The sequence below is a fragment of the Streptococcus sp. OMI870 genome, from assembly GCF_047460295.1.
GTDB lineage: Bacteria > Bacillota > Bacilli > Lactobacillales > Streptococcaceae > Streptococcus.
Genome location: NZ_JASHGM010000004.1, coordinates 168,889 through 191,726, shown reverse-complemented (window position 1 = coordinate 191,726; position 22,838 = coordinate 168,889). Strand labels below are relative to the sequence as shown.

Here is a 22,838-nt window from a genome sequence, read left to right as displayed (position 1 = left end):
TCACAGTTAAATAATTGCGTTGACAAAGCCGTTACAGCCGTTCTTCCATTCTTTGAAAAGAATGTTTAATAGACAAGAAATCTGGACTAGTATTGGTCTGGATTTTTTTGTGAATATAGAGGTCATAGCTTTTTGACTATGCTTCGTTATAATTAGAAAAATTTTAAGTTTTATCAAGATGAAATCAGTCAGACGAAGACATCCCGAATTAGCACCAGCATCACCACACAAACTAAGACATACTGGTGCTACTCTTGCTAAACAAGCAGGTGTTTCTCTTGAAGCCTTCTCAGAAGCTCTTACTCATAGTGATAAAGAGATTACAAAAACTTACGTTAATATCAAAGATAAAGTCAATCAGACTGTAGGTGATATTGCTTTTCGTAGTTTAAAAAATTGATGGGGTGAATATGGGGTGAATTTTGGGGTGAACTTTGATTTTTTGAAACAAAAAAGACATCCAAGAAATAATTCTTGAATGTCTGTAAACGTTGATATAATCGTATTGATTAACGTTTTGAGAATTGTGATGCTTTACGAGCTTTCTTAAGACCTGGTTTCTTACGCTCAACTTTACGTGAGTCACGTGTAAGAAGTCCTGCGCGTTTCAATGAATCGCGGAAGTCTGGATCTACTTGAAGAAGGGCACGAGCGATACCGTGACGGATAGCTCCTGATTGACCAGCGTATCCACCACCTACAACGTTAACGAAAACGTCGTATGAACCTACAGTTGAAGTAACTGCGAATGGTTGGTTGATGACCAAACGAAGGTCAGCGTGTGGGATGTACTCTTCAACATCTTTTTTGTTAACAGTGATTTTACCAGTTCCTGGAACAAGGCGAACGCGTGCAACAGCGTTTTTACGACGTCCAGTACCTGCATATTGTGCTTGTGACATACTTTATTGTTCCTTTCCTTAGATAAGTCCTGAAATATCAAGAACTTCTGGTTGTTGTGCAGCGTGAGTGTGCTCAGCTCCAACGAATACTTTCAATTTCATACCTTGAGCGCGGCCAAGAGTATTGTGTGGAAGCATACCTTTAACTGATTTCTCGATCAAACGAACTGCATTTTTAGAACGAAGTTCACCAGCAGAGATTGATTTCAATCCACCTGGGTGGTTTGAGTGAGTGTAGTAGATCTTATCAGTTGCTTTTTTACCAGTCAATTTAACTTTTTCAGCATTGATAACGATTACGAAGTCACCTGTATCAGTGTGAGGTGTGAATGTTGGTTTGTTTTTTCCGCGAAGCACGCTTGCAACAACTGCTGAAAGGCGTCCAAGAGGTACATCAGTTGCGTCAACAACGTACCATTTGCGTTCTACTTGGCCTGGTTTAGCCATGAATGTAGTTTTGTTCATGATTTCTCCTATATGAATGTCGTTTTTGTTTACAGGGCGGATGTTCCGGTCCGCAGGGTATTTGAAAGGTTCCGGGGCCTTACAAATGGGGTAAACAATACCGCCTACTATTGTATCAAAATTCTAAGATAAAAGTCAACCGATTTGGAAAATTATTTGCGATTTTCTTTTCCTATGACAAATCCGATCAAGGCATTCGGGCCGACATGTGCAGAGATGACTGGTCCAAGGGGCATCACGAGGACTTCATCGACGCCTTCAAGCGCAAGCATTTCTGCCTTCAACGCTTCAGCTCCTTCTAGATCGTTTGTATAAAAGACCAAGGCTGTGCTTCCACCGATATCGGTTTTGATCAGCTCCAGTAATTCTCGGACGGCTTTTTTGCGTCCACGAACTTTCGTAATGGGGACTAATTTCCCTTCTGCATCAATCCAGAGAATAGGCTTGATGCTGGCTAGACTTCCCATGATCGCAGCACTCTTAGAAAGACGACCGCCACGCATGAGGTGGTAGAGATCATCGACAAGGAAATAGGTCCGCAGTTTTGGAGCTAAAGCCATGATCTCTTCTTTGGCTTCTGCTAATGAGCGACCCGCATCGCGCGCTGCTACTGCCCGCATGACCAGGTAGCCCTCTCCAATCCCAGCAGCCTTCGGATCGACAATCTCGATCACGGCTTCCGGGTAGTCTTCTAAAACCAGGTCTCGTGCCATGACTGCACTCTGATAGGTCCCCGATAAGACCGATGAAAAGGCTACATAAAGTACAGCTTTTCCTTCTTTTGCAAAGTGCTTAAAGGTCTCCTGGAATTGGCCCACATTGACCTGACTGGTTGTCGGTTTTGCCCCATTTTTCATGGCTTCTAAAAGCTCAGGGCTAGTCAATTGACCTTCTCCTACTGTCTGGTAAACCGTCCCATCTAACTCAATGGTCAAACCCAGAATGGTTACCTGGTGTTCCTTGGCCCAGTTTTGGTCCAAATCTGCTGTCGAATCGGTTAAAATAGCAAATGTCATTTCTTGTCTCCCATCATTTCTTGTAATTGTCGCAATACTTGGTGATCGAGCGGTCGCATGGGTGGTTTTTGATCATTGACCACTCGCTGTGCCTGATTGAGGCTTCCTTTGACGACTGCGACTCGTTTCTCTAACTCTCTAGCAGATACCCGAAGGGCTCCTTGAGCAAAGACAGTCCATTGTTCATGTAAGTCACTGGTCGCGACGGATACCTGGTGGAGGGGCGTATTGAGCTCTGCCGCCAAGCGCTCGATATAGTCGTCTGCCGTCTCATCCTCACCGGTAAAGACCACCTGAACATTGAACTCATCGTAGGTCTGCCGCACTCCTGGCATATACTGGGCATCAAAGACACAGATGACTTCGATCCCTTCAAAGCTAGCATAATGGCTCAGTTTTTGCAGGAGGATGTTGCGCGCCGCATCGAGCTCACTTTTTTGAAAGAGCTGGCGGGTCTCCTGCCAGAAGGCAATCATATTGTAGCCGTCAACCAATAAGATTTTTCGTTTCATATCATTGCCTTTCTACTATTTATAGTCGGTTGCGAAAGACCTCATACATGAGGATGGCTGCTGCCACACTGGCATTGAGGCTTTGAACATGGCCATTCATAGGAATGGTGATCATCTCATCGACTTGCTTTTTGATATTGGCTGAGATCCCTTTTCCTTCATTACCAATGATCAAAGCCAACTTACCAGCCGTATTCCACTGATGAGATGGCGTGCCGTTCATGTCGGTTCCAAAGATCCAGAAGCCCTCTTCCTTTAACTTGTCTAGGGTTTGGCTAAGATTGGTCACACGGGCAATGGGAATGTGTTCCACTGCTCCGGTAGACGTTTTCGACACCACCGGGGTTACCCCGACTGCCCGGTGCTTAGGAATGATGACCCCTGAGACATTGGTCGCATCAGCTGTCCGCAAGATAGATCCAAGATTGTGCGGATCGGTCAAGCCATCGAGAATCAACAAAAGCGGGTTCTCTTCTTGGGCTGTCTGTTTCAAAATCGCTGCCAAGTCTGTGTAAGCAAAGGCTGCCACACGAAGGACGAAGCCTTGGTGAACAGCTCCTTCTGTCATTTCCTGCAGGGTTTTCTTTGGCGTCCAAGAAATCGACACTTTTTTCTCGGCTGCTAAGGCCTTGATCTTGTCGACATTTTTTCCTCGGAGGTCTTCTTGAATATATAATTTATTGCCTGTATTGGCTTGTAAAGCCTCGGTGACTGCGTGGACACCGTATACGATATCGTTATTTTCCATAGAACTAGTATACCACAAGAAAGGAGGATGAGGCCAATTCATGATATAATGAAATGAAATCTATCTCAGCGAAACCAGCAAAATAGAAAGGAAGCCATGCCTCTTTTTCAACGAACCATCAAGCTCACCTTGGCCACCTGTTTAGCAGCTGCCCTTGCTTATGCTCTGGGCTTGACCTATGCTATCTCAGCTGGCGTCATTGCTATCTTGAGCATCTCTGATACGCGACGGAGTACCATCAAACAAGCCTATCAGCGTTTTATGTCGACCTTGCTAGCCCTTGTGATCGGAAGTCTCGCTTTTTCCTTTTTGGGATTCAACCTTTGGGCACTGGGAGTCTTTATCGCTCTCTATGCTCCTTGTGCCTTTCTACTGGGTTGGCAGATCGGCATCACCCCTAGTACGGTGCTGGTCACCCATCTCTTGATTGAGCAGTCTACTTCCTGGGGGCTCTTGCTCAATGAACTTGCCCTTTTTTTAATAGGAACCAGCTTTGCCTTACTAGCCAATCTCTATATGCCTTCTAATCAGGCTGCGATTGATCACTACCATGATGTTGTCGAAGACCAACTGAAAAAGATCCTTGGTCGTTTTGCGGAATTACTTGGTAAAGGGGATGGTCGCAATGATGCCCGCTTGATCAAGGAATTGGATAGTATCCTAAAGGACGCTTTAAATCTCGTCTATCTGGATCATTCCAACCACCTTTTTCATCAAACTAACTACCACATTCACTACTTCGAAATGCGCAAGCGTCAAAACGACATCCTGCGAGATATGGCAGAAAACGTCAACCGCTGTCAGTTAGCAGCGAGTGAAAGTATGATCCTGGCTCAACTTTTCAAGAAGACTGCGCAACAGTTAAGTCAGGAAAACCCTGCTCAGGAGCTCCTCAACGATATCGCTCAGTATTTGGCGATCTTCCGCGAACGGCCCTTGCCCAAGACCCGGGAAGAATTCGAAACACGCGCCACCTTGCTCCAATTGTTAAGAGATTTAGAAACCTTCATTCAGGTCAAGGTTGATTTTTACCAACAATTTCATCAGGAGACAGAATAGACAGAGAAGCCCTTGCTAAATGCAAAGGCTTCTTTATTGCGGGATCTATTGAAAACGCTTTCCTAAAATGGTATACTAGAACAGGAAAATAACTTTTTAAGGAGGGTCTTCTATATGAAGTCTTCATATAAGAAACATTTGTACACTACGACACTCAGCCTCTCAGCTGCTGTCTTGCTTTCCGTTATCGGACATGGCCAAGTATCAGCCGATAGCTTAGAAGCACCTCAAACAGAACCAAGTACGGTCCTTGAAGCGGCACCCGCTACTGAGCAAGCTGTGACAGCTGAGACTGCCAGTCCTGCTACAGCTGAAAAAGGAGACACCGCAGCCCCCGCCACTTCTGCAGAAGCAGCAGCGACCTCAGAAGCAACTTCTGCTACACCAACTGCTCCAACATCCAATCGTGCTGCAACGACCGCTGACCAAGCGACACGATTGGCTGATAGCACCATTTATCTCTCTGAAAAGAGCACGATTGATGACAAAGTCCAAGAAAAAGCTCAAGCTGCTGGCAAGATCAACTGGACCTTGGACAACAAGCCTCTCTCTGAGTGGAAAACCTGGGATATGGAGACTGGAACCCTGAGCAAGGATCCATTCCTTACTATCACAGAGACTGCAAACGGCAATGATTTGGATCTCCATATGGAAGTAAAAGATCTCTTTGGTGAAGATCTTAGCCTTCGGAGCCCAAATAATATCCGCCGGACTTACCGCAACTACATCGGCAATCATGAGCTGGTCGGAACCAATTCAGACTTGGGTGTGACCATCAATAAAACTCTTGTATTTCGACCTTACCAAGACTACCATACACATGAAGAGATGCTAGCTGCTATCGAAAAATCCAAGGAAGAAGCGAAACCCGATCGTTTGGTGCAGATAGAAACCCTTGGTAAGAGCGCCCAAGGACGGGATATGAAGATGGGAATTGTAAGTAAGGACCAAGCAAGTATTGACCACTACCTCTCATCTACCAATCCAACAGCTCTCACAAAACCAAGCGAGATGTTGGCAGCTCTGAAGGACAAGACCTTGGATTACAAACTGCCTGTCCTGGTTCATAATACGCATGCGGATGAACAACCTGGCATTGACATCATCACCGGCCTCTTCCGTACCTTCGCTACAGAAAATCAAGTCACTTTTAAAACGACAGACGAAGCTGGTAACGTCAAGAATGTGACTCTTGACATCCCAACTCTCTTAAACAAATTTATCTTCTTGTTTGACTTCACGGAAAACCCTGACGGGGATGCTCTCAATCTGCGTGCCCTAGCAAACGGCCTCGATCCAAACCGGGATGCTAGTTACCAAACCAACCCAGAAGTCCGCACGGTCATCCAAATGATCAACAAGTGGAATCCAATTGCTCTCTATGATATCCATGGATTTGTCAAAGAATTCTTGATTGAGCCTGCAACACCTCCACATGATCCAAACTTTGAATACGACCTTATGTCCAACCTCATGCTGGAAAATGCCCATCATATGGGCCGTGCAGGGGTTGCCAATTCTAAATACGACAGCTACATCATTCCAAAACTGGATTGGGGAGATGGCTGGGATGATTCCTTCTCTGGTTATACAGGTGTCTATGCTGTTTACCACGGCATCTTGGGCCATACCATCGAAATTCCAGAATCCAACCAAGAATCCTATTATGCTGGACGTAATGCTGTCCTTGGCGGAATTGATTTCCTCAGCCAAAACCCAGACAAGCTCCTTGAAATGCGCCTCAACTTCTACCTACGTGGCCTCAACAAGATTGAAGATCCAAAAGCAGAAAACGAACTAGTGGGACCAACTGGAGAAGTTGTCGGTCGTGTGAAGAATGGTCGTCCGAAATTCTTCCCTGACTACTATGTTATCCCAATGGGCCTCGACAAGGACAATGACGCGCAAGAAGCCTTCAATATGATCGACTACTTCAAACGCAATGGTGTCCTCGTCAAAGAACTCAAAGAAGATACAGGCACCTACAAAAAAGGAGACCTAGTCATTGACATGGCTCAAGCTAAACGGGGCTATGCCAACCATATCCTCTATAAAGGGTCTAATGAATCCGCTTGGGCAGCCATGTATGCGGAACTTCTCGTTAACTTCCCTGATATGAAAGGCTTCAAGGCAGAACCTGTGTTCAATGATGGCCTCTTTGCTGGAAAACTTGGAGAAGTCACCACTACTCGCGCGACTAGAACCTCTGAGATCGATCCAAAAGCACCTTACTACGTCATTGCTAATACATCAGCTAGCGCTGTTCAAGCAGTAAATAAGGCGATTTCCCAAGGTAAATCTGTCTACCTAACAGATGATGGCTACATCGTTGACCGCGATACTTTTGCATCGCTCCTGCCAAACTACGCTATCTACGGCGAAGCCCTCTACAAGGTACCAAACGGTCAAACCTTGAAACCATTGAAAATCTATTCTCCAAACTATCACTACGATTGGACTGGCGTAGATGCGCCTGCTCATACTAGTTTGGTCCTTGAAAAATTAGGTTTCCAAATCGTCGATACTCCTGACGAAGCAGATGTCATTGTGCTTGAAAACAATCGCTTTGATGCTTCCATCTTCGGCAAGAAACCAACTCTCGTCATCGGCGGGGAAGCCATGCAGAAACTGGAAAAATTGGGAGTTCTTACAGGTTTTGACGCTGAAAAACTAAAAGGCGGTAGTGACTACGAAGGCTTGATGAAAGCCATCATTGATGATCAGGATCCATTGACCAGCGGTTACAAGAAGAATACCCTCTTCTACTCCAACTCCGGAAACTGGATTGAAAAGGTTCCAAGCAACTTCAAGACCTTGATGAGCATCGCTTCAAGCGACTACTACATTGCTGGCTGGTGGCCAAAAAATGAAGTCCTAGCCAATAAGGTCATGGCCATCTCTGGAGAACTTCTGGGCCAACCACTCTTTGTCTATGCTGGAAATCCAACCAATCGCCAACACCCTGTCCACTTCTTCCGTTGGGTAACCAACGCGATCTTTGGCAGCAAGTTGGCTAGCTTGATGGATTACGTCCCAGCTAAAGAACCAGATCAAGTGGTGGTTCCAATTCATAACCAAACAACCACTCCACAGACAATCTTGGCTAAGAAGGACACTACTAAAGTTCTCCTTACACAAAAAGAAACCGCAGCTGAAGCTGAGGAAAGCGCGCAAACCTTGAGCTACCAAGTGGGACAAAGATTCCAAGAAAATCCAGCCAAGGCGCAATTGCCACAAACTGGAGAAGACACAACGGCGCACTTCATTCTTTCAAGCTTCTTGCTAGCCGTTAGCGGAGGCATGCTCCTCTTGAAAAAGAAAGAAGTTGAATAAGTTCCAAGCTTAGACTCGGATGACATGAAAAGAACCTTCGCAGAAACGAAGGTTCTTTTTGGAGATAAAATATCTTTCAAAACTTTCCTTAGGTGAGTACGGACGTCAGCGAACTTCTTCGAAGTTCCATGACTTAGTTTTGGACCTAATGTTCCAAAACTCCCGAGTGCTTGAAACAATAATGTTTCAAGCACTTTTCTCACGGCGGAAAGTTTCAGTTTATACTTGACTGATTCTAAAGTATAGAAAACTTATATAAATTTCTCCAGAATATTTAATGAAAATACTATTCTACATTAAAGTCTAACACTGATGCAAAGTTTCTCCTTATTCCACCAATTCCAACACAACAGTTTGGTAAGGGGCCAATTCTAATACCTGATCTCCTTCTTGGAACAACCCAGCAGTATTATTTAAAACGACCGTTTTAATCGGAGCTGTCAACTCCAAGCTAGTCTGGCGATTTTGGAAATTGCTGATTATCATGAGACGCTTGTCCCCACGGCGTTCGAAGGCAATGATATTCTCGCGGTCCCGATAAGCTGGAATCATATCTCCAAACCGGATGGTATTTCCATAGAGGGGATGGCGATACAAGGCCGTCAGCTGACGGTAATAATTCAAAATAGAATCTGGATCCTTTTCCTGGTCTTCCACATTAATGGAATAATCTGGTTTGGGACTGATCAGCCAGGCTGGTCCATCGCTAAAGCCCAATCCTGGCTCCGCTGACCACTGCATCGGTGTCCGCGCATTGTCTCGGCTATAGTTGGCAATCGCTGCTAAGGCTTCTTCCTCACTCAAACCAGCTTCTTTAGCCACATGGTAGCCATTGATGGTCGCGATATCATCAAAGTCCTCCACTGATTCAAAGACTTGGTTCTCCATTCCAATTTCTTGACCTTGATAGATAAACGGAATTCCCTTGCGCAAAACCTGAATGGTTCCCAGGGCTTTTTTACTGGCATCATTTACTGGACCTTCTGCGATATAATGGGACACCCCACGAGGTTCGTCGTGGTTTTCGATGATGGTCGAGAGAACCCCAATCCTATCTGCACGCTCATGCGCTTGGAAAATACTTTCCTTGAGTTCTTCCGCTGTTGGAAGAGTATGGTCAAACCAGCCCTTTCCTTCCTGCCCTAAGCAGGTTTGCTTGAAGTCAAAGATAGAAGAAAAGACACCGTCTTTTCCAATGAAGAAATGCAATTCTTCATCGGTTTCATTGAAAACTTCCCCTACAGTGAAGGCATTGTACTTGGCAAAAGTACGCTCCTTTAACTCTCGTAAGAAAGGTTCAATCGGTTGGGCATTGACCAGCGATTCAGGCACTGGGACCAGGCCATTGTCACGATCGGAAGGAAGCGAACGCCATTCTAAATCCTTTTTGATATTGATAATGGCGTCAATCCGGAAGCCTGCAATTCCCTTGTCCAACCACCAATTGATCATCTTGTAAATCTCTTCACGCAAGATAGGATTTTGCCAATTGAGATCCGGCTGATCCTTGTGGAAAGAATGGAGATAGTATTTGTTGGTGCCAGGAACCGGTTCCCAGACACTACCCCCAAAGTAACTTTCCCAGTTGTTGGGTTCCTTGTCACTTTCGATGAAGTAAAAGTAGTCTGCATAAGGGCCATCTGGATCCGCTAGAGCCTTTTGGAACCATTCGTGATGACTGGAGCAATGGTTGACCACCAAGTCCATAATGATGGAAATGCCTCGCTTCTTTCCTTCTTCAATCAACTCTTCCATATCTTCCATGGTCCCAAAAAGGGGATCAATGGCATAATAGTCAGAAATATCATAACCCTGGTCAATAAACGGACTCTTGTAAACAGGAGATAGCCAGAGAATATCAATTCCTAAATCTTGAAGGTAATCGAGTTTCTCCGTGATGCCTTTCAAATCCCCAACACCATCTCCATTGCTGTCTTTGAAGCTTTTTGGGTAGATCTGATAAGCGACCTTCCCCTTCCACCAGTCTTTTTCCATGTTTTGTCTCCTTAAAATGAAAGAGACCGAGACACATTGTCTCAGTCTCTATAGTGTCAGTACTGATTAGTATACTGTCTTTTCAGTTTCTTTGTCGAAGAAGTGAGCTTTGTTCAAGTCAAATCCAAGCTCGATGGTTTCACCAGTTCCAAGATAGTCACGCGCATCCACTTTTGCGATGAATTCGTTGTCACCAACTTGGCAGTACAAGTGAGATTCTGAACCGAGCAACTCAGATACAGAGATGGTAGCTTTTACGACTGATTCAGGGAAAGTTTCAAGGAAAGCAGCTTCTGTATTCACGTCTTCTGGACGGATACCAAAGATCAATTCTTTACCATCATAGCCTTTTTCTTTCAAGACTTTCAAAGCACCTTCAGGAACTTTCAAATTCAATCCATTGGCAACGATGTGTCCACCTTCCAACTTCACGTTAATGAAGTTCATGGCAGGGCTTCCGATAAATCCAGCTACGAATTTGTTAACAGGGTTCTTATACACTTCTTGCGGAGAACCAATTTGTTCCACACGTCCAATTGTACCAGTACCAGCTGGGTTTTTAGTAGCTGACATGATAACGATACGGTCAGCCAATGTCATCGCTTCTGTTTGGTCGTGAGTTACGTAGATGGTTGTAGCTCCGATACGGCGGTGGATTTTCGCGATTTCAGCACGCATGGATACACGAAGTTTCGCATCCAAGTTTGACAAAGGTTCGTCCATCAAGAACACTTTTGCATCACGGACAATGGCACGTCCCATGGCCACACGTTGACGTTGACCACCAGAAAGGTCAGCTGGTTTACGATCCAAGAATTCTTTCAATCCAAGGATTTCAGCTGCTTCTTGTACACGTTTGTCGATATCTTCCTTGCTGTATTTACGCAATTTCAAACCAAAGGCCATGTTATCATAAACAGTCATGTGTGGGTAAAGAGCGTAGTTTTGGAATACCATGGCGATATCACGGTCTTTCGGTGCCACGTTGTTTACAACAGTACCATCGATGGAACATTCACCTTCTGTGATGTCTTCAAGACCAGCGATCATACGAAGAGTCGTTGATTTACCACATCCTGAAGGACCTACGAAAACGATAAACTCTTTGTCTTTGATGTCCAAGTTGAAGTCTTCAACTGAATAGTGTTCGCTGTTTGGATATTTTTTGTAAATATTTTTAAGATTTAATTCTACCATGATGGTACTCCTTTGATGTTTATAGTTCTATTGTAAATGAAAACGCTTTACAAAGCTATGGCAAGTCTCACAAAAAAGAAAAAGAGTTTTGTGCAAGTTGCACAAAACTCTCGATTGATTCCGTTTAAATTACATCTTGCAAGACTAAATGGTAGCAAAGAGCCAGATCTGTCAGATTTTTCAACTGGAGACCCGTTAGCTCTTCCCATTTGTCAATCTTGTATTGAAGGGAATTGCGATGGAGATAAAGTTGCTGGGCCGCCTTGGTTACAACTGCCCCGTTGTCCCAGAGGGCAACAATAATATCCTGCAACTGGTCTTGACTCCCAATCAACTGATGCAAGCCTTCTTTGATAGGATGGAGATCCAAATCTGCCTGCTCGATTCCCCATAGGTAGAGTTGAGAAAAGCGGTAAACACCTTGATGGCCTTCTCGGATCCAGGCTCGAAAGGCTGCCCGTTCTGCTCGGATAACCGGAGACACTTTCCCAGCTTTTGACTCGGTCCATACCTGCCCGACCATGATGGATAAGCGAATGTTAAAATCATATTCCATGGCAGAGACGGTATCTTTTAAGATATCGGCCACAGGCAAAGATTGGTCTTGGTCCAGAATGAGCACATAGTCCTGCCCACTCAGTTGCAAGACTGCCCGAAAATTGGGCAAGAGCGTCTGCATCATTTCTAACCAAGAAGCTATCCCTTCAGCTGTCGAGTGCGAGAGGTGGCAATAGATGAGTTGCATTTTTTTGATGACTTGAGGGGCTTCTCCCTTTCCATCAATCAGGTATTGGTACCAAGGGTTGGGGGCAAGATCTTCCTCACTGCCTAACCAAGCAATCAATTGCTTTTCTCGCTCGGTTAGCTCTTCTTCCTTCAGCAGCAACCATTGCTGGGCCTGCAGGGGAATGGCTACATAACCAGCTGGTGGATGGGGGTGATCCGTTACCTCTGCCTGAGGGAACCATTCTCTGATATTTTTCACTGCTTTGTTCCTTCTTCTACTTGCTGGATGCACCAGTTGATCAACTCTTCTAAACGAGCAAGCTCACCCGTCATATGGAGATAACCCATGACAGCCTCAAAGCCCGTCGACATGCGATAGGTCACGACATCGGCATTTTTGGCCTTGGTATGGCTATTGGTATTACGACCACGCTTGTAGATCTCCAACTCTTTTTCCGTCAGAATTTCTTGCTCCAGCATGCTTTCAATCAAGCTCGCCTGAGCTCTAGCAGAGACGTAGCGGGTTGCAGCCTGGTGAAGCTTATTGGGCTTGGTCATCCCTTGAAAAATCAGGTGTCTGCGAATATACATGGAATAGACCGCATCTCCCTCAAAGGCAAGGGCAATCCCATTGATTAGATTGACATCAATCACGTGTCCACCGTACACCTTCTTTTGTATCCAAGAGCTTGATTCCTTGCGCAGCCAATTCATCGCGAATGGCATCTGCTCGCGCAAAATCTTTCTTAGCCCGAGCTTCCTGACGTTCAGCAATCAAGGCTTCAATATCTGCATCCAAGACTTCTTCGACAAAGACCACTCCAAAGACTTCTAACATCTTGGTCAAGGCATCCTTGACGTCTTGATTATAGTGACCTGAATTGATCCATTTAGCCAATTCAAAGACGACGGTAATCCCGTTTGCCGCATTGATATCTTCATCCATAGCCGCGATAAACTTATTCACAAAGCCTTGCAAGTCTGCTGGATCCACTTCTCCGGAGAAAGGTTGCTCATAAGTGTTTTTCAAATACTTGAGGTTGGTCTCCGCATCGCGCACCGCTTTTTCTGTGAAGTTAATCGGCTTGCGGTAGTGTTGGGTCGCAAAGAAGAAGCGAAGGACTTGGCCATCGATGGTCTTCAAGGCATCATGCACAGTAATGAAGTTCCCCAAGGACTTGGACATCTTGACATTGTCAATGTTGACAAAACCATTGTGCATCCAGTAATTGGCAAAGGTTTGACCAGTTTTAGCCTCTGACTGGGCAATTTCATTGGTATGGTGTGGAAACTCAAGGTCAGCTCCACCACCGTGAATATCAATAGTATCCCCCAAAATCCCCGTTGACATGACCGAACACTCAATGTGCCAGCCAGGACGACCAGGTCCCCAAGGGCTGTCCCAAGAAACTTCACCCGGCTTCGCAGCCTTCCAGAGGGCAAAATCGACCGGATTTTCCTTGCGAGCCGTTTCCTCATCTGTCCGACCAGAAGCACCTAGCTCCAAGTCTTCCAAAGTTTTATTGGCCAATTTGGCATAGTTGTGGGATTTTTCCACACGGAAATAGACATCGCCTTGGCTCTCGTAAGCATAGCCTTTTTCGATCAAGTCGGTAACAAAGCGAATGATGTCATCCATAAACTCAACCACACGAGGGTGACGGGTTGCAGGCTTGACCCCCAGAGCCGTCACATCTTCACGAAAGGCCGCGATGTACTTGTCCGCTACTTCCTGAGGAGTAATGCCTTCTTCCTTGGCACGGTTGATGATCTTATCATCCACATCGGTAAAGTTAGAAATGTAGGCAACCTCATAACCACGGTACTCAAAGTAGCGACGAATGGTATCGAAAGCTACTGTTGAGCGGGCATTCCCAACGTGGATATAGTTGTAAACAGTTGGCCCACAAACATACATGCGAACCTTTCCTTCTTCGATTGGGACAAATTCTCGCAAATCACGAGACATGGTATCATAAATTTTAATCATGCGGTCCACTCCCTTCTCTATTTCTGACTTTTTCGGCTGAAAACCAGCTCTGCAAAAGGGCCAAATTGTCTGAGGCTATCCAGTTGGTAAAAGCGCTGCCCTTCCTCTTGGGTAAAGAGGGGAACCCCCTTACCTAGGATAAGGGGCGCTATCTGAATAATGAGGTGGTCGAAAAGATCCGCATCCAAGAGCGGTCCTACCAAGGAATTACCACCAATCACAAAGACATTTTTGCCTTTGTCAATCTGGTGAACAAAGTCCACCACATCCCCAGCTACTGGCTGGTAATTGCTGACAGGCAGGTGCCTATCATGCGTAAAGACATAGTTTTCCGTAGCTTGATAAAAACTTTCTACATCTTGCAAATCTTGGATTTCCTCAAAGGTCCGCTTGCCCATGATGGTGATATCCATTTGCCTGTAAAAGTCATCATAGCCTGTATTCTCTACAGAACCAAGCTGATGCAGCCAGTCTATCCTGTGCTGGCTGTCTGCCAAGTAGCCATCCATGGTGATACAGCCGTAAAAATATACTGCCATTCTTGTAGTTACCTTTCTAGTTCCTTTGCTATTGTCAAAGCGATAGTGAAAAAAGTCATGGCATCAGCTGTCCGCTCTTCATGGCGGGCATCCCAGGTTCGGTTATGATGATCAACATAATCAGCTGTGTAGAAAAACTGATAAACCTTGGCTTGTCGATATTGGGCCCAAGCCATGATAGCTGAAGCTTCCATGTCCACCACTTTGGCTCCCGCTGCAAGTCTTCGTTTAACCTTATCAGCTGTTTCACGATAGAAGGCATCTGTCGTCCAAGTTTTGGTCCGAATGTGCTCAATACCAGTTTTGTTCAAAGCGTTCTCCAAGGTTAAGAGCAAAGTTTCGTCATAAGCTATCTCATCACTTGTAGGAGCGTAATGGTAACTTGTACCTTCATCACGTAGAGCTGAACTTGGTATAATAATTTTATCTGCTTCAATAGACTGATCTAGAACTCCGCAAGAGCCCAAAACGATAAAGTTCTTAAAGCCTCTCGCTTTGAGTTCTTCTAAGAAACCCACAACCATTGGAGCTCCAATAGTAGCCATAGCAACTGCAAGTTTAAGTCCATCTACTTCATAGATATACCATGGAAATTTACCATTTAGATTGGTGAGATAGCCACCTTCATAGACACCATCTATCTGCTTGACTCTTTCCACTATCTCTCCATTGAAGGACAGAATAATCGTCTCGCAAACCTCTCCACAACTAAGAAGACTTCGATCAGTTGGCTCTATCACAGCAGGCACATTTTCAAATTCTTCTAGTAACATTTATTCACTCTTTCCTATCTAGATAAACCACCTGAGTCTGTTTGACAAAGCCAATCTTTTCATATAAGCGTTTGGCACCTACATTGCTGTCTTCCACGGCAATCTGAAATGCCTTGTCATTTTGCTCAATCAGTTTGTTGACGAGGGATTTTGCCAGGTAGCTCCCGTAGCCTTTTCCACGTTCAAGTTCGGCTATTGCTAAACCATAGAGGTAATTCGTATTACTCGATAAATCAACTGTACAAGTTCCAATAACCTGACCGTTTTTTAATAAAATATATAGGCAACTTTCTGGATCTTTCAGAGCTTTAGCGACATATCTATCCACAACTTCTTTAGATTCATGTTCCTCTGAAAATGTCTGAAATTTCAACTGACTAATTTGATCCTGATACGAACGATCTGCTAACAAAACGTCCAGATTGGAAACAGTTGCCAACGGATAAGGTCTTCTATCCTTACCTAACCAGGTTTCTGTCTCTTCATCCTCGACCAGTCCCCAGTTGTTGACAAAATCAGGATGGCGCTCTAGAAAAACACGCTCTGTCTGAAAAGTTACAGACTCAATGGGATAAGATGCCGTTTCTGTCTCAAAACTTCTATACAAAGCCCGCGCAATGCCTTGACGACGATGATTGGGGTGGACCAGAATCGCTACTTCCACATCTGGGTCATCTGCATAAACCGCTAATAGGCCAACAAGTTCACCTTTTTCATAATAAAGGAAAAAGGCGGGCATATCGGGATCAAAATTGAGCATATTGGAGAGATAAGGATCCCGAAAAGTTCCGTCATACTTCTGACAGATGGCAATAAGGGCCTTTGCTTCCAGTAGTTGGTGGTCATTCAATGTATTGGTTGATTGAATCACGTAGCTATCTCCCTTACAAACTCGAAGACCGATGACTGGCTTCCTTAGCATGCTCCATCTTACTCACGTAGTATTCGCGTTTTTCCTCTTCTTGGTGAATGACCGGCTCATCTTTTCGACCGTGCACCCGAACAATCTTGGCAGGAATACCGACAACGGTCACATCACTCGGTACATCGGAGACCACGACCGCCCCCGCTCCTACTTTGGCTTTGGCTCCAATCTCAATCGGACCGATGACCTGGGCATGAGCGGAGACCAGGGCTCCTTCACGGACCGTCGGATGGCGTTTGCCGACATCCTTTCCTGTTCCACCGAGCGTCACCCCATGGTAGAGCATGGCTCCTTTTTCAACAATAGCTGTCTCCCCGATAACGAGGCCCGCTCCATGGTCGATAAAGACACCAGAAGCAATGGTCGCTCCTGGGTGGATCTCAATCTGGGTCCAAAAACGCCAGAACTGACTATGCATCCGAGCTAGAAGCTTAAAGCCATGATTCCACAAAAAGTGAGAAACACGGTGAGCAGCCAGTGCTTTAACCCCTGGATAGGTCAAGAGAACCTCCAGAGATGTTCGGGCTGCTGGGTCATTTTCTTTTACAATATCAATGGTTTCACGCCACCATCCCATACCGTGCTCCTTTCTTTTGATTGCTTATTCTTTTGTTTCTTGACCTGCATCTTTGGCAAAGTCTTTTCTCGGTTTGTGGTGACGAGGACGATCGCCATGGCGATGAGTTTTTTCACCTTTTTCTTCTGCATGTTCCGGTTTTGGTGGACGTGGAAGAAGTGCCTTCATCGAAGCATCGACACGACCTTTTTCATCGATCTTGATTACCTTAACATCGACTTCGTCTCCGATTTCTACCAAGTCTTCGACACGGTTGATACGCGTCCAAGCCATTTCAGAGATATGAACAAGGGCATCTGTCTTGTCAAAGAGGTTGACAAAAGCACCAAATTTCTCGATCCGAACCACTTTGGCATGGTAGACTTCATCCACTTTGGCCTCACGCACCAAACCAGCAATGATCTCTTTGGCACGGTTGATGGCAGCTTGGTCGCTAGAGTAGATCGATACGTTACCTTCTTCGTCGATGTCAATCTTAACGCCTGTTTCAGCGATGATTTTATCAATCGTTTCTCCACCCTTACCGATAACAATCTTAATCTTGTCCACATCAATCTTGATGGTATCAATTTTCGGAGCAGTTGGAGCCAATTCTGGACGAACTTCTGGAATGGTTGCTTCGATCACATCAAGGATTTCAAAACGGGCTTTCTTGGCTTGAGCAAGAGCTTCCGTCAAGATTTCTGCAGTAATCCCTTGAATCTTGATATCCATTTGAAGGGCTGTAATACCGTCACGCGTACCTGCAACCTTGAAATCCATATCTCCAAAGTGGTCTTCCAAACCTTGGATATCTGTCAATACTGTATAGTTGTTACCATCTGAAATGAGACCCATAGCAATCCCTGCTACTGGGGCCTTGATTGGCACACCACCAGCCATAAGGGCAAGCGTTCCCGCACAGATAGATGCTTGAGAAGAAGATCCGTTTGATTCCAAGACTTCTGCTACTAGACGGATAGCGTATGGGAATTCTTCCAAGCTTGGCAAGACTTGAGCAAGAGCACGCTCGCCGAGAGCACCGTGACCAATTTCACGACGACCTGGTGCACCATAACGACCTGTTTCCCCTACAGAGTATTGTGGGAAGTTATAGTGGTGCATAAAGCGTTTCTTGTACTCTGGATCCAAACCATCGATGATTTGCGTTTCACCCATTGGCGCCAAAGTCAAGATAGAAAGAGCCTGAGTTTGTCCACGAGTGAAGAGACCTGAACCGTGTACGCGAGGAAGGAAGTCAACAACCGCATCCAAAGGACGGATTTCATCGACCTTACGACCGTCTGGACGAACCTTGTCTTCTGTGATCAAACGGCGCACTTCTGCGTGTTCCATTTGTTCCAAGATTTCAGCCACATCTCGCATGATGCGGTCAAATTCTTCGTGGTCTGCATATTTTTCTTCGTAAACAGCTGTCACTTGGTCTTTAACCGCTTGAGTCGCAGCTTCACGAGCTAATTTTTCTTCTACTTGGACTGCTTTTTGAAGGTCGCTGTTGTAGGCTGCGATGATTTCAGATTGCAAGTCAGCATCCACATGAAGCAATTCTACTTCTGCTTTTTCTTTCCCAACTGCTGCTACGATTTCTTCTTGGAAGGCAATCAATTCTTTAACAGCTTCGTGCCCTTTGAGAAGAGCTTCCAACATGATTTCTTCTGACAATTCTTTAGCGCCAGACTCTACCATGTTGATAGCGTGTTTGGTACCAGCTACTGTCAATTCAAGAAGCGAGCGCTCAGCTTGTTCTTGCGTTGGGTTGATGACGATCTCCCCATCCACATAACCTACTTGTACTCCAGCGATTGGTCCGTCAAATGGAATATCTGAGATAGAAAGTGCCAATGATGAACCAAACATGGCTGCCATTGGTGCAGATGCATTTTCATCGTAAGAAAGGACCGTATTGATGACTTGCACTTCGTTACGGAAGCCTTCCGCAAACATAGGACGGATTGGACGGTCGATCAAACGCGCTGTCAAAGTCGCATCTGTTGAAGGACGTCCTTCCCGTTTCATAAAGCCGCCAGGAAACTTCCCAGCTGCATACATTTTTTCTTCGTAGTTGACTTGAAGTGGGAAGAAATCCCCAGTTGCCATCTTCTTAGACATAACGGCAGCCGTCAAGACAGTTGAATCACCATAACGCACGACAACAGCGCCATTTGCTTGCTTGGCAACCTGACCAGTCTCTACGATTAACTCACGACCCGCAAAAGTCGTTTGAAACACTTGTTTTGTCATTGTAATCCCCTTTGGATTGATAAAATTATACGACTTGCCTACAAAAATCAGGATACAAAGGGCGTGAAGAATCCCGTATGAAAATAGGAGATTGACGCCGTGTGCGATGCACACCAGGAAATCTATCTTTTTCACTAGGAATTTAGCCCGTGTTCAATTATCAAGATACTAAGGCCGTCAAAAGCAAAGTAAAAATAGGAAACTGACGAAGTCTTCGATGAAGACAAGACAGTTTATCTTTTTTACACGGCTTTTCGGCCGGGTTCAATTACTCAAGATACCAAGCCGTTAAGCAACTCAAAAAGATATAGATTTCAACAGCTTTTCTATATGTTATATCCTCATCTTTGTATCCAAGCACGTATACCTTTTATTTTAACATATTCAAGCCCAAAAGAAAAAGGCTTTGAGAGCCTTTTTCTGCGAATCTTTGGTGTCTCCTATATAAAAATTTTAGAGCTAGGTATAGTCTTCATTTATTTTAGGATTTTGCGAACTCAGTGCTGTCCACATAAAAGCGTGTTTTATGGATTCCACCCTTGTAGTTCTTGTTGTTGCGTTTCAAGACAAAGCGTCTGTAGGGTTCAGAAGTCCCTTGGATCGATGTGGTCACTTCAACCGAATCTTCATTGATCACCCATTCATCCGGTGAAGGGATTGCCATCGGTGGCATCGCTCCCCCACGACCGCCAGGAACAACTTCGTAGAAAGCCCTGTCTTTTGTCGAATAGATCCAGCCGTCTTTCTTTTCATTTGTAAGCCGGATCAGCTTGTCTTGTGAAAGACTGCGGATTGAGTCCGATGTTTCTTCTGCATCTAATTTATCAATGATATCTTGCAGATTATAGGTTCCCGGCGTGTAGGTATTGTAGTAATCAATGAACATGTCTTGTGGGTAATCATCAACCGCACCGTGGTCATTGTTCAACTCCAGCAAACGAGTCGGTTGCACCTGAAGTGAATAGGTCAAAGACGCACTGTTTTCAATGATCGAGTAGATATCCGCTTGGTCCGCTTTTGACAAGGCCCCAATGGCTTCTTCGTCCTTTTCATCTGACTGCTTTTCTTCCCTCTTCTCTTTTTCTTGTGTCTCACCAGAGGACTTCTTGACGGATGAAGATCCTACTGGAGCATGCTTACGCTCATAGCGTTTCGGAGTGCAAGCTGCTAGGGAAAGCAAGAGGGCTGCAGCTAGTAAATAGGTTCCAATTTTTTTCATGTTTGTCTCTTTTTTTCTTAGTTCACACGGTAGTACAAGTCGTTGCCATTCGTCACATCACTCTTACTCCAGTATATGGATTCACTTCCACCTTCTCTTGAAGGAATGAAGAGAATTGGCGTTTCGTTCGTTGCTCCAGGCATGCGACTAAGCCCATGTAAATTACCTTCTTTGAAGTAAAACTCAGAAAATTGAACGCCAGTGAGAGCACTACCATTGACCTTAACAATTCCTTGCGCATCAAACTCAATACTAGTTCCGTGCTTATTTTTCCATACTCCTGCTACACTTGAGAAATTTCCAGCTTTAATTTCTTCTAGATTCATTCCAGTCTTTGTAGCGGCAGGCGCTGAAGCTGATTCAGCATTGCCACTCACGCGCGATGTAAATTCAAGGGCGATCCAGCCTTGTCCGGATTCCAATTTACCCCAGGTATGGCCATCTGCCTCTACAGTTTCCGTAATGGTGTGAATACCTTTTGCGATCATTCCTGCAGAGGGAGCTGAGGTCGAGGGTTCTTTTCGAATGCGAAGATCAGCTACGCTAACTTGCACTTGGAAGCTTCCAAACTTTTTCTCTTCCGTTTTCGCTGTTGTTTGGGCCTTGTCTTCACTAGCAATCTTCTTCCAATCAAGCTTCGTGAGTTCCAATTTCTTAGCAGAAATACCAAGAGCTTGCTCTACAGTTTCCTTGCCTCCAATTTGAATCGTCGCTTTCTTTTCTTCCTTAGCTTCCCCTTTTTCTAGCGAATAAAGGATCAATTCCATCTCCGGCTGAGTTGATTGCCAACTAGCGTAGGCAAGCTGACCATTGTCATAGGCTTCTAAGCTAGAACGATAGCCACCTGCAGAAGCCACATAGGCTACATGGAGTAGGGTTGGTTGCTTGTCTTTCAAATAATAGACTGCAGCAATCGTTTTGACATCCCCAATCAGCAGTTCGTCACTACCATCTTGATTGAGATCCCAAAAAGCATAGTGCCACTCATTGGTGCTCCCAAGTGTTTGAAGGTTAAAGACATAGGCATATTCCTCTGAAGTCGCATCGATCTTCTTCAGTTCATTTTGTAAAGTCGTTTGATCCTGAGCAGTAATCGCAACTGCATAAGCCTTGTAGCGGTCTAACACTTCTTGATAGTTCTTTTTTCCTGTATCCTTCTTTTCTTTTTTGACAGTTGATGACGTTGCTGTCTTCGGCTTACTTTGACGCTCATAACGTTTGGGTGCACAGGCGACTAAAGAAAGAATTGAAGCACCTGTTAGGAATGAAATTATCAGTTTTCTCATAGTAGCACTCCTTTAGTCCACACGGTAGAAGAAGTCGCTTGCTTCCCACCATGCAGATTGACCTGTCCAAATCCGGTCTTTCCCAATATCAGAGGGATCTGCTATCTGTTCAACATATACTGGTAGGGATGTTCCCCCCGGAATAAATCTTATAATTGCACCACCAACCTTATACTTAGGATTGGCGAAACCTCCACTAAGGTGATTATCCGTTGGTTGAATTCGATTAACCACCATACTTTCACCATTCAGGAAAACCTGATCTGCCGATCCAGCTCCATCAAACACCAGTGTCCAACCTTTCCCATTTCTCCAGGTCCCTGCAATACTTGAAAAATCACCGTTCTGAATTTCTTGAATGTTCATTCCGCTGCTTTTCTTACTTGAGCTCGCTGCTTTAGAACCATCCACGCGCGTTGTATAGTCAAGGGCGATCCAGCCTTGTCCAGATTCCAATTTGCCCCAAGTATGACCATCCGCGTCTACAGTTTCCGTAATGGTGTGAGTTCCTTTTGCGATCATTCCTGCAGATGGGGCGGAGGTAGACGGTTCTTTCCGAATACGAAGATCAGCTACGCTAACTTGTACTTGGAAGCTTCCCGATTTTTTCTCTTCTGCTTTCGCTGTTGATTTGGAATCCCCTGTACCGTCAAAATTTTTCCAATCGAGCTTAGTGAGGTCTAACTTCTTAGCAGAAATCCCAAGAGCTTGCTCTGCCGTTTCCTTGCCTCCAATTTGAATCGTCGCTTTCTTTTCTTCCTTAGCCTCCCCTTTTCCTAGCGAATAAAGGGTCAATTCCATTTCTGGATTCACAGATTGCCAAGTAGCATAGACGATTTGTCCATTGTCAAAAACATCTAAGCTGGAGCGATAGCCACCCACCGCAGCTGTATAAGCTGTATGGAGCAATTCAGCTTTTTGACCTTTAAGGTAATAGATAACAGAAACATACTGTTTGTTTCCCGTGTATTGATTAGACACCAAGAGCTCATCCACTCCATCTTGGTTCAAGTCTGTAAATGCATATTGGAAGGTGACCGGAGTTTCCAAGCGTTCCAAGGCATCCAGATAGATATTTTCTTCAGAACCCGATTGTAATTTGCCTAATTCCTCAAAGAGGCCTGTTTTATCCCCATTTTTAAGAGCTGCATCATACTTAGCATACTGCTCCAAAACCTCTTGATAATACTTCTGACCTGTATCCTTCTTCTCTTTTTTGACCGACGATGATGTGGCCGTTTTTGGCTTGCTTTGGCGTTCATAACGTTTGGGTGCACAAGCCACTAAAGATAAAACGGATGCACCTGCCAGTAGTGAAATCATGACCTTTTTCAT

The 22,838-nt window shown here is 45.0% G+C and carries 21 protein-coding genes; 3 read left to right on the top strand and 18 right to left on the bottom strand.

Annotation, left to right across the window (positions count from 1 at the left end; translation table 11 throughout):
- The first annotated feature begins 178 nt into the window (after positions 1 to 178).
- Complete coding sequence (locus tag QM968_RS08260) at positions 179 to 400, top strand: tyrosine-type recombinase/integrase (protein WP_002893762.1); 222 nt, start codon at positions 179 to 181, stop codon at positions 398 to 400.
- A gap of 109 nt (positions 401 to 509) precedes the next feature.
- Here QM968_RS08260 and rpsI read toward each other — a convergent pair whose 3' ends face one another.
- The 5 genes from rpsI to rlmB form a co-directional block, all read right to left on the bottom strand.
- A complete protein-coding gene (gene rpsI / locus QM968_RS08255) occupies positions 510 to 902 on the bottom strand; it encodes a 30S ribosomal protein S9 (protein WP_000075973.1) in 393 nt (130 codons plus the stop codon).
- An 18-nt stretch (positions 903 to 920) separates the two neighbouring features.
- Complete coding sequence (gene rplM / locus QM968_RS08250) at positions 921 to 1,367, bottom strand: 50S ribosomal protein L13 (protein WP_002876943.1); 447 nt, start codon at positions 1,365 to 1,367, stop codon at positions 921 to 923.
- 152 nt (positions 1,368 to 1,519) lie between these two features.
- Complete coding sequence (locus tag QM968_RS08245; protein WP_414383472.1) at positions 1,520 to 2,383, bottom strand: DegV family protein; 864 nt, start codon at positions 2,381 to 2,383, stop codon at positions 1,520 to 1,522.
- The gene (locus tag QM968_RS08240; protein ID WP_009732196.1) at positions 2,380 to 2,895 is read right to left on the bottom strand and encodes an NYN domain-containing protein; all 516 of its coding nucleotides are present in this window, start codon (positions 2,893 to 2,895) and stop codon (positions 2,380 to 2,382) included. The genes QM968_RS08245 and QM968_RS08240 overlap by 4 nt, the downstream gene beginning before the upstream one ends.
- Positions 2,896 to 2,914: 19 nt before the next feature.
- Positions 2,915 to 3,643: a 23S rRNA (guanosine(2251)-2'-O)-methyltransferase RlmB gene (gene rlmB / locus QM968_RS08235; RefSeq protein WP_003010074.1), complete on the bottom strand. Its 729-nt coding sequence runs from the start codon at positions 3,641 to 3,643 to the stop codon at positions 2,915 to 2,917.
- Positions 3,644 to 3,739: 96 nt separating this feature from the next.
- Between rlmB and QM968_RS08230 the strand changes: the two genes are divergently transcribed.
- Together QM968_RS08230 and QM968_RS08225 are read left to right on the top strand one after the other, a co-directional pair.
- Positions 3,740 to 4,702: an aromatic acid exporter family protein gene (locus QM968_RS08230; protein ID WP_414383470.1), complete on the top strand. Its 963-nt coding sequence runs from the start codon at positions 3,740 to 3,742 to the stop codon at positions 4,700 to 4,702.
- Positions 4,703 to 4,816: 114 nt separating this feature from the next.
- Positions 4,817 to 8,035, top strand: coding sequence for an LPXTG-anchored zinc carboxypeptidase (locus QM968_RS08225; protein ID WP_414383468.1), 3,219 nt, complete (start codon positions 4,817 to 4,819; stop codon positions 8,033 to 8,035).
- A gap of 327 nt (positions 8,036 to 8,362) precedes the next feature.
- Here the strand turns inward: QM968_RS08225 and QM968_RS08220 are convergent, their stop codons facing one another.
- From QM968_RS08220 to QM968_RS08160, 13 genes are all read right to left on the bottom strand, one after another.
- Entirely contained in the window at positions 8,363 to 10,030 is a 1,668-nt protein-coding gene (locus tag QM968_RS08220; protein WP_414383466.1) for an alpha-glucosidase, read from the bottom strand.
- A 66-nt stretch (positions 10,031 to 10,096) separates the two neighbouring features.
- The gene (locus QM968_RS08215; protein WP_006595597.1) at positions 10,097 to 11,227 is read right to left on the bottom strand and encodes an ABC transporter ATP-binding protein; all 1,131 of its coding nucleotides are present in this window, start codon (positions 11,225 to 11,227) and stop codon (positions 10,097 to 10,099) included.
- A 124-nt stretch (positions 11,228 to 11,351) separates the two neighbouring features.
- Positions 11,352 to 12,212: a helix-turn-helix domain-containing protein gene (locus QM968_RS08210; RefSeq protein ID WP_009732190.1), complete on the bottom strand. Its 861-nt coding sequence runs from the start codon at positions 12,210 to 12,212 to the stop codon at positions 11,352 to 11,354.
- The gene (locus QM968_RS08205; protein WP_009732189.1) at positions 12,209 to 12,607 is read right to left on the bottom strand and encodes a Mini-ribonuclease 3; all 399 of its coding nucleotides are present in this window, start codon (positions 12,605 to 12,607) and stop codon (positions 12,209 to 12,211) included. The genes QM968_RS08210 and QM968_RS08205 overlap by 4 nt, the downstream gene beginning before the upstream one ends.
- On the bottom strand, positions 12,600 to 13,943 hold the full coding sequence (cysS, locus tag QM968_RS08200) for a cysteine--tRNA ligase (protein WP_414383464.1): 1,344 nt from the start codon (positions 13,941 to 13,943) through the stop codon (positions 12,600 to 12,602). Before cysS ends, QM968_RS08205 begins: the two co-directional genes overlap by 8 nt.
- A gap of 17 nt (positions 13,944 to 13,960) precedes the next feature.
- A complete protein-coding gene (locus QM968_RS08195; RefSeq protein WP_414383462.1) occupies positions 13,961 to 14,482 on the bottom strand; it encodes a dihydrofolate reductase family protein in 522 nt (173 codons plus the stop codon).
- Between the two features lie 8 nt (positions 14,483 to 14,490).
- Positions 14,491 to 15,255 (bottom strand): nucleoside phosphorylase, encoded by a 765-nt coding sequence (locus QM968_RS08190; protein WP_414383460.1) that lies wholly within the window; start codon positions 15,253 to 15,255, stop codon positions 14,491 to 14,493.
- A gap of 4 nt (positions 15,256 to 15,259) precedes the next feature.
- On the bottom strand, positions 15,260 to 16,126 hold the full coding sequence (locus tag QM968_RS08185) for a GNAT family N-acetyltransferase (protein ID WP_414383485.1): 867 nt from the start codon (positions 16,124 to 16,126) through the stop codon (positions 15,260 to 15,262).
- A gap of 13 nt (positions 16,127 to 16,139) precedes the next feature.
- A complete protein-coding gene (gene cysE, locus QM968_RS08180; RefSeq protein WP_414383458.1) occupies positions 16,140 to 16,757 on the bottom strand; it encodes a serine O-acetyltransferase in 618 nt (205 codons plus the stop codon).
- 24 nt (positions 16,758 to 16,781) lie between these two features.
- Positions 16,782 to 18,998: a polyribonucleotide nucleotidyltransferase gene (pnp, locus tag QM968_RS08175; RefSeq protein WP_414383456.1), complete on the bottom strand. Its 2,217-nt coding sequence runs from the start codon at positions 18,996 to 18,998 to the stop codon at positions 16,782 to 16,784.
- Between the two features lie 481 nt (positions 18,999 to 19,479).
- Entirely contained in the window at positions 19,480 to 20,217 is a 738-nt protein-coding gene (locus QM968_RS08170; protein ID WP_414383454.1) for a hypothetical protein, read from the bottom strand.
- A 17-nt stretch (positions 20,218 to 20,234) separates the two neighbouring features.
- Positions 20,235 to 21,503, bottom strand: coding sequence for a DUF6287 domain-containing protein (locus QM968_RS08165; protein ID WP_414326211.1), 1,269 nt, complete (start codon positions 21,501 to 21,503; stop codon positions 20,235 to 20,237).
- A 12-nt stretch (positions 21,504 to 21,515) separates the two neighbouring features.
- The gene (locus QM968_RS08160) at positions 21,516 to 22,838 is read right to left on the bottom strand and encodes a DUF6287 domain-containing protein (RefSeq protein ID WP_414326213.1); all 1,323 of its coding nucleotides are present in this window, start codon (positions 22,836 to 22,838) and stop codon (positions 21,516 to 21,518) included.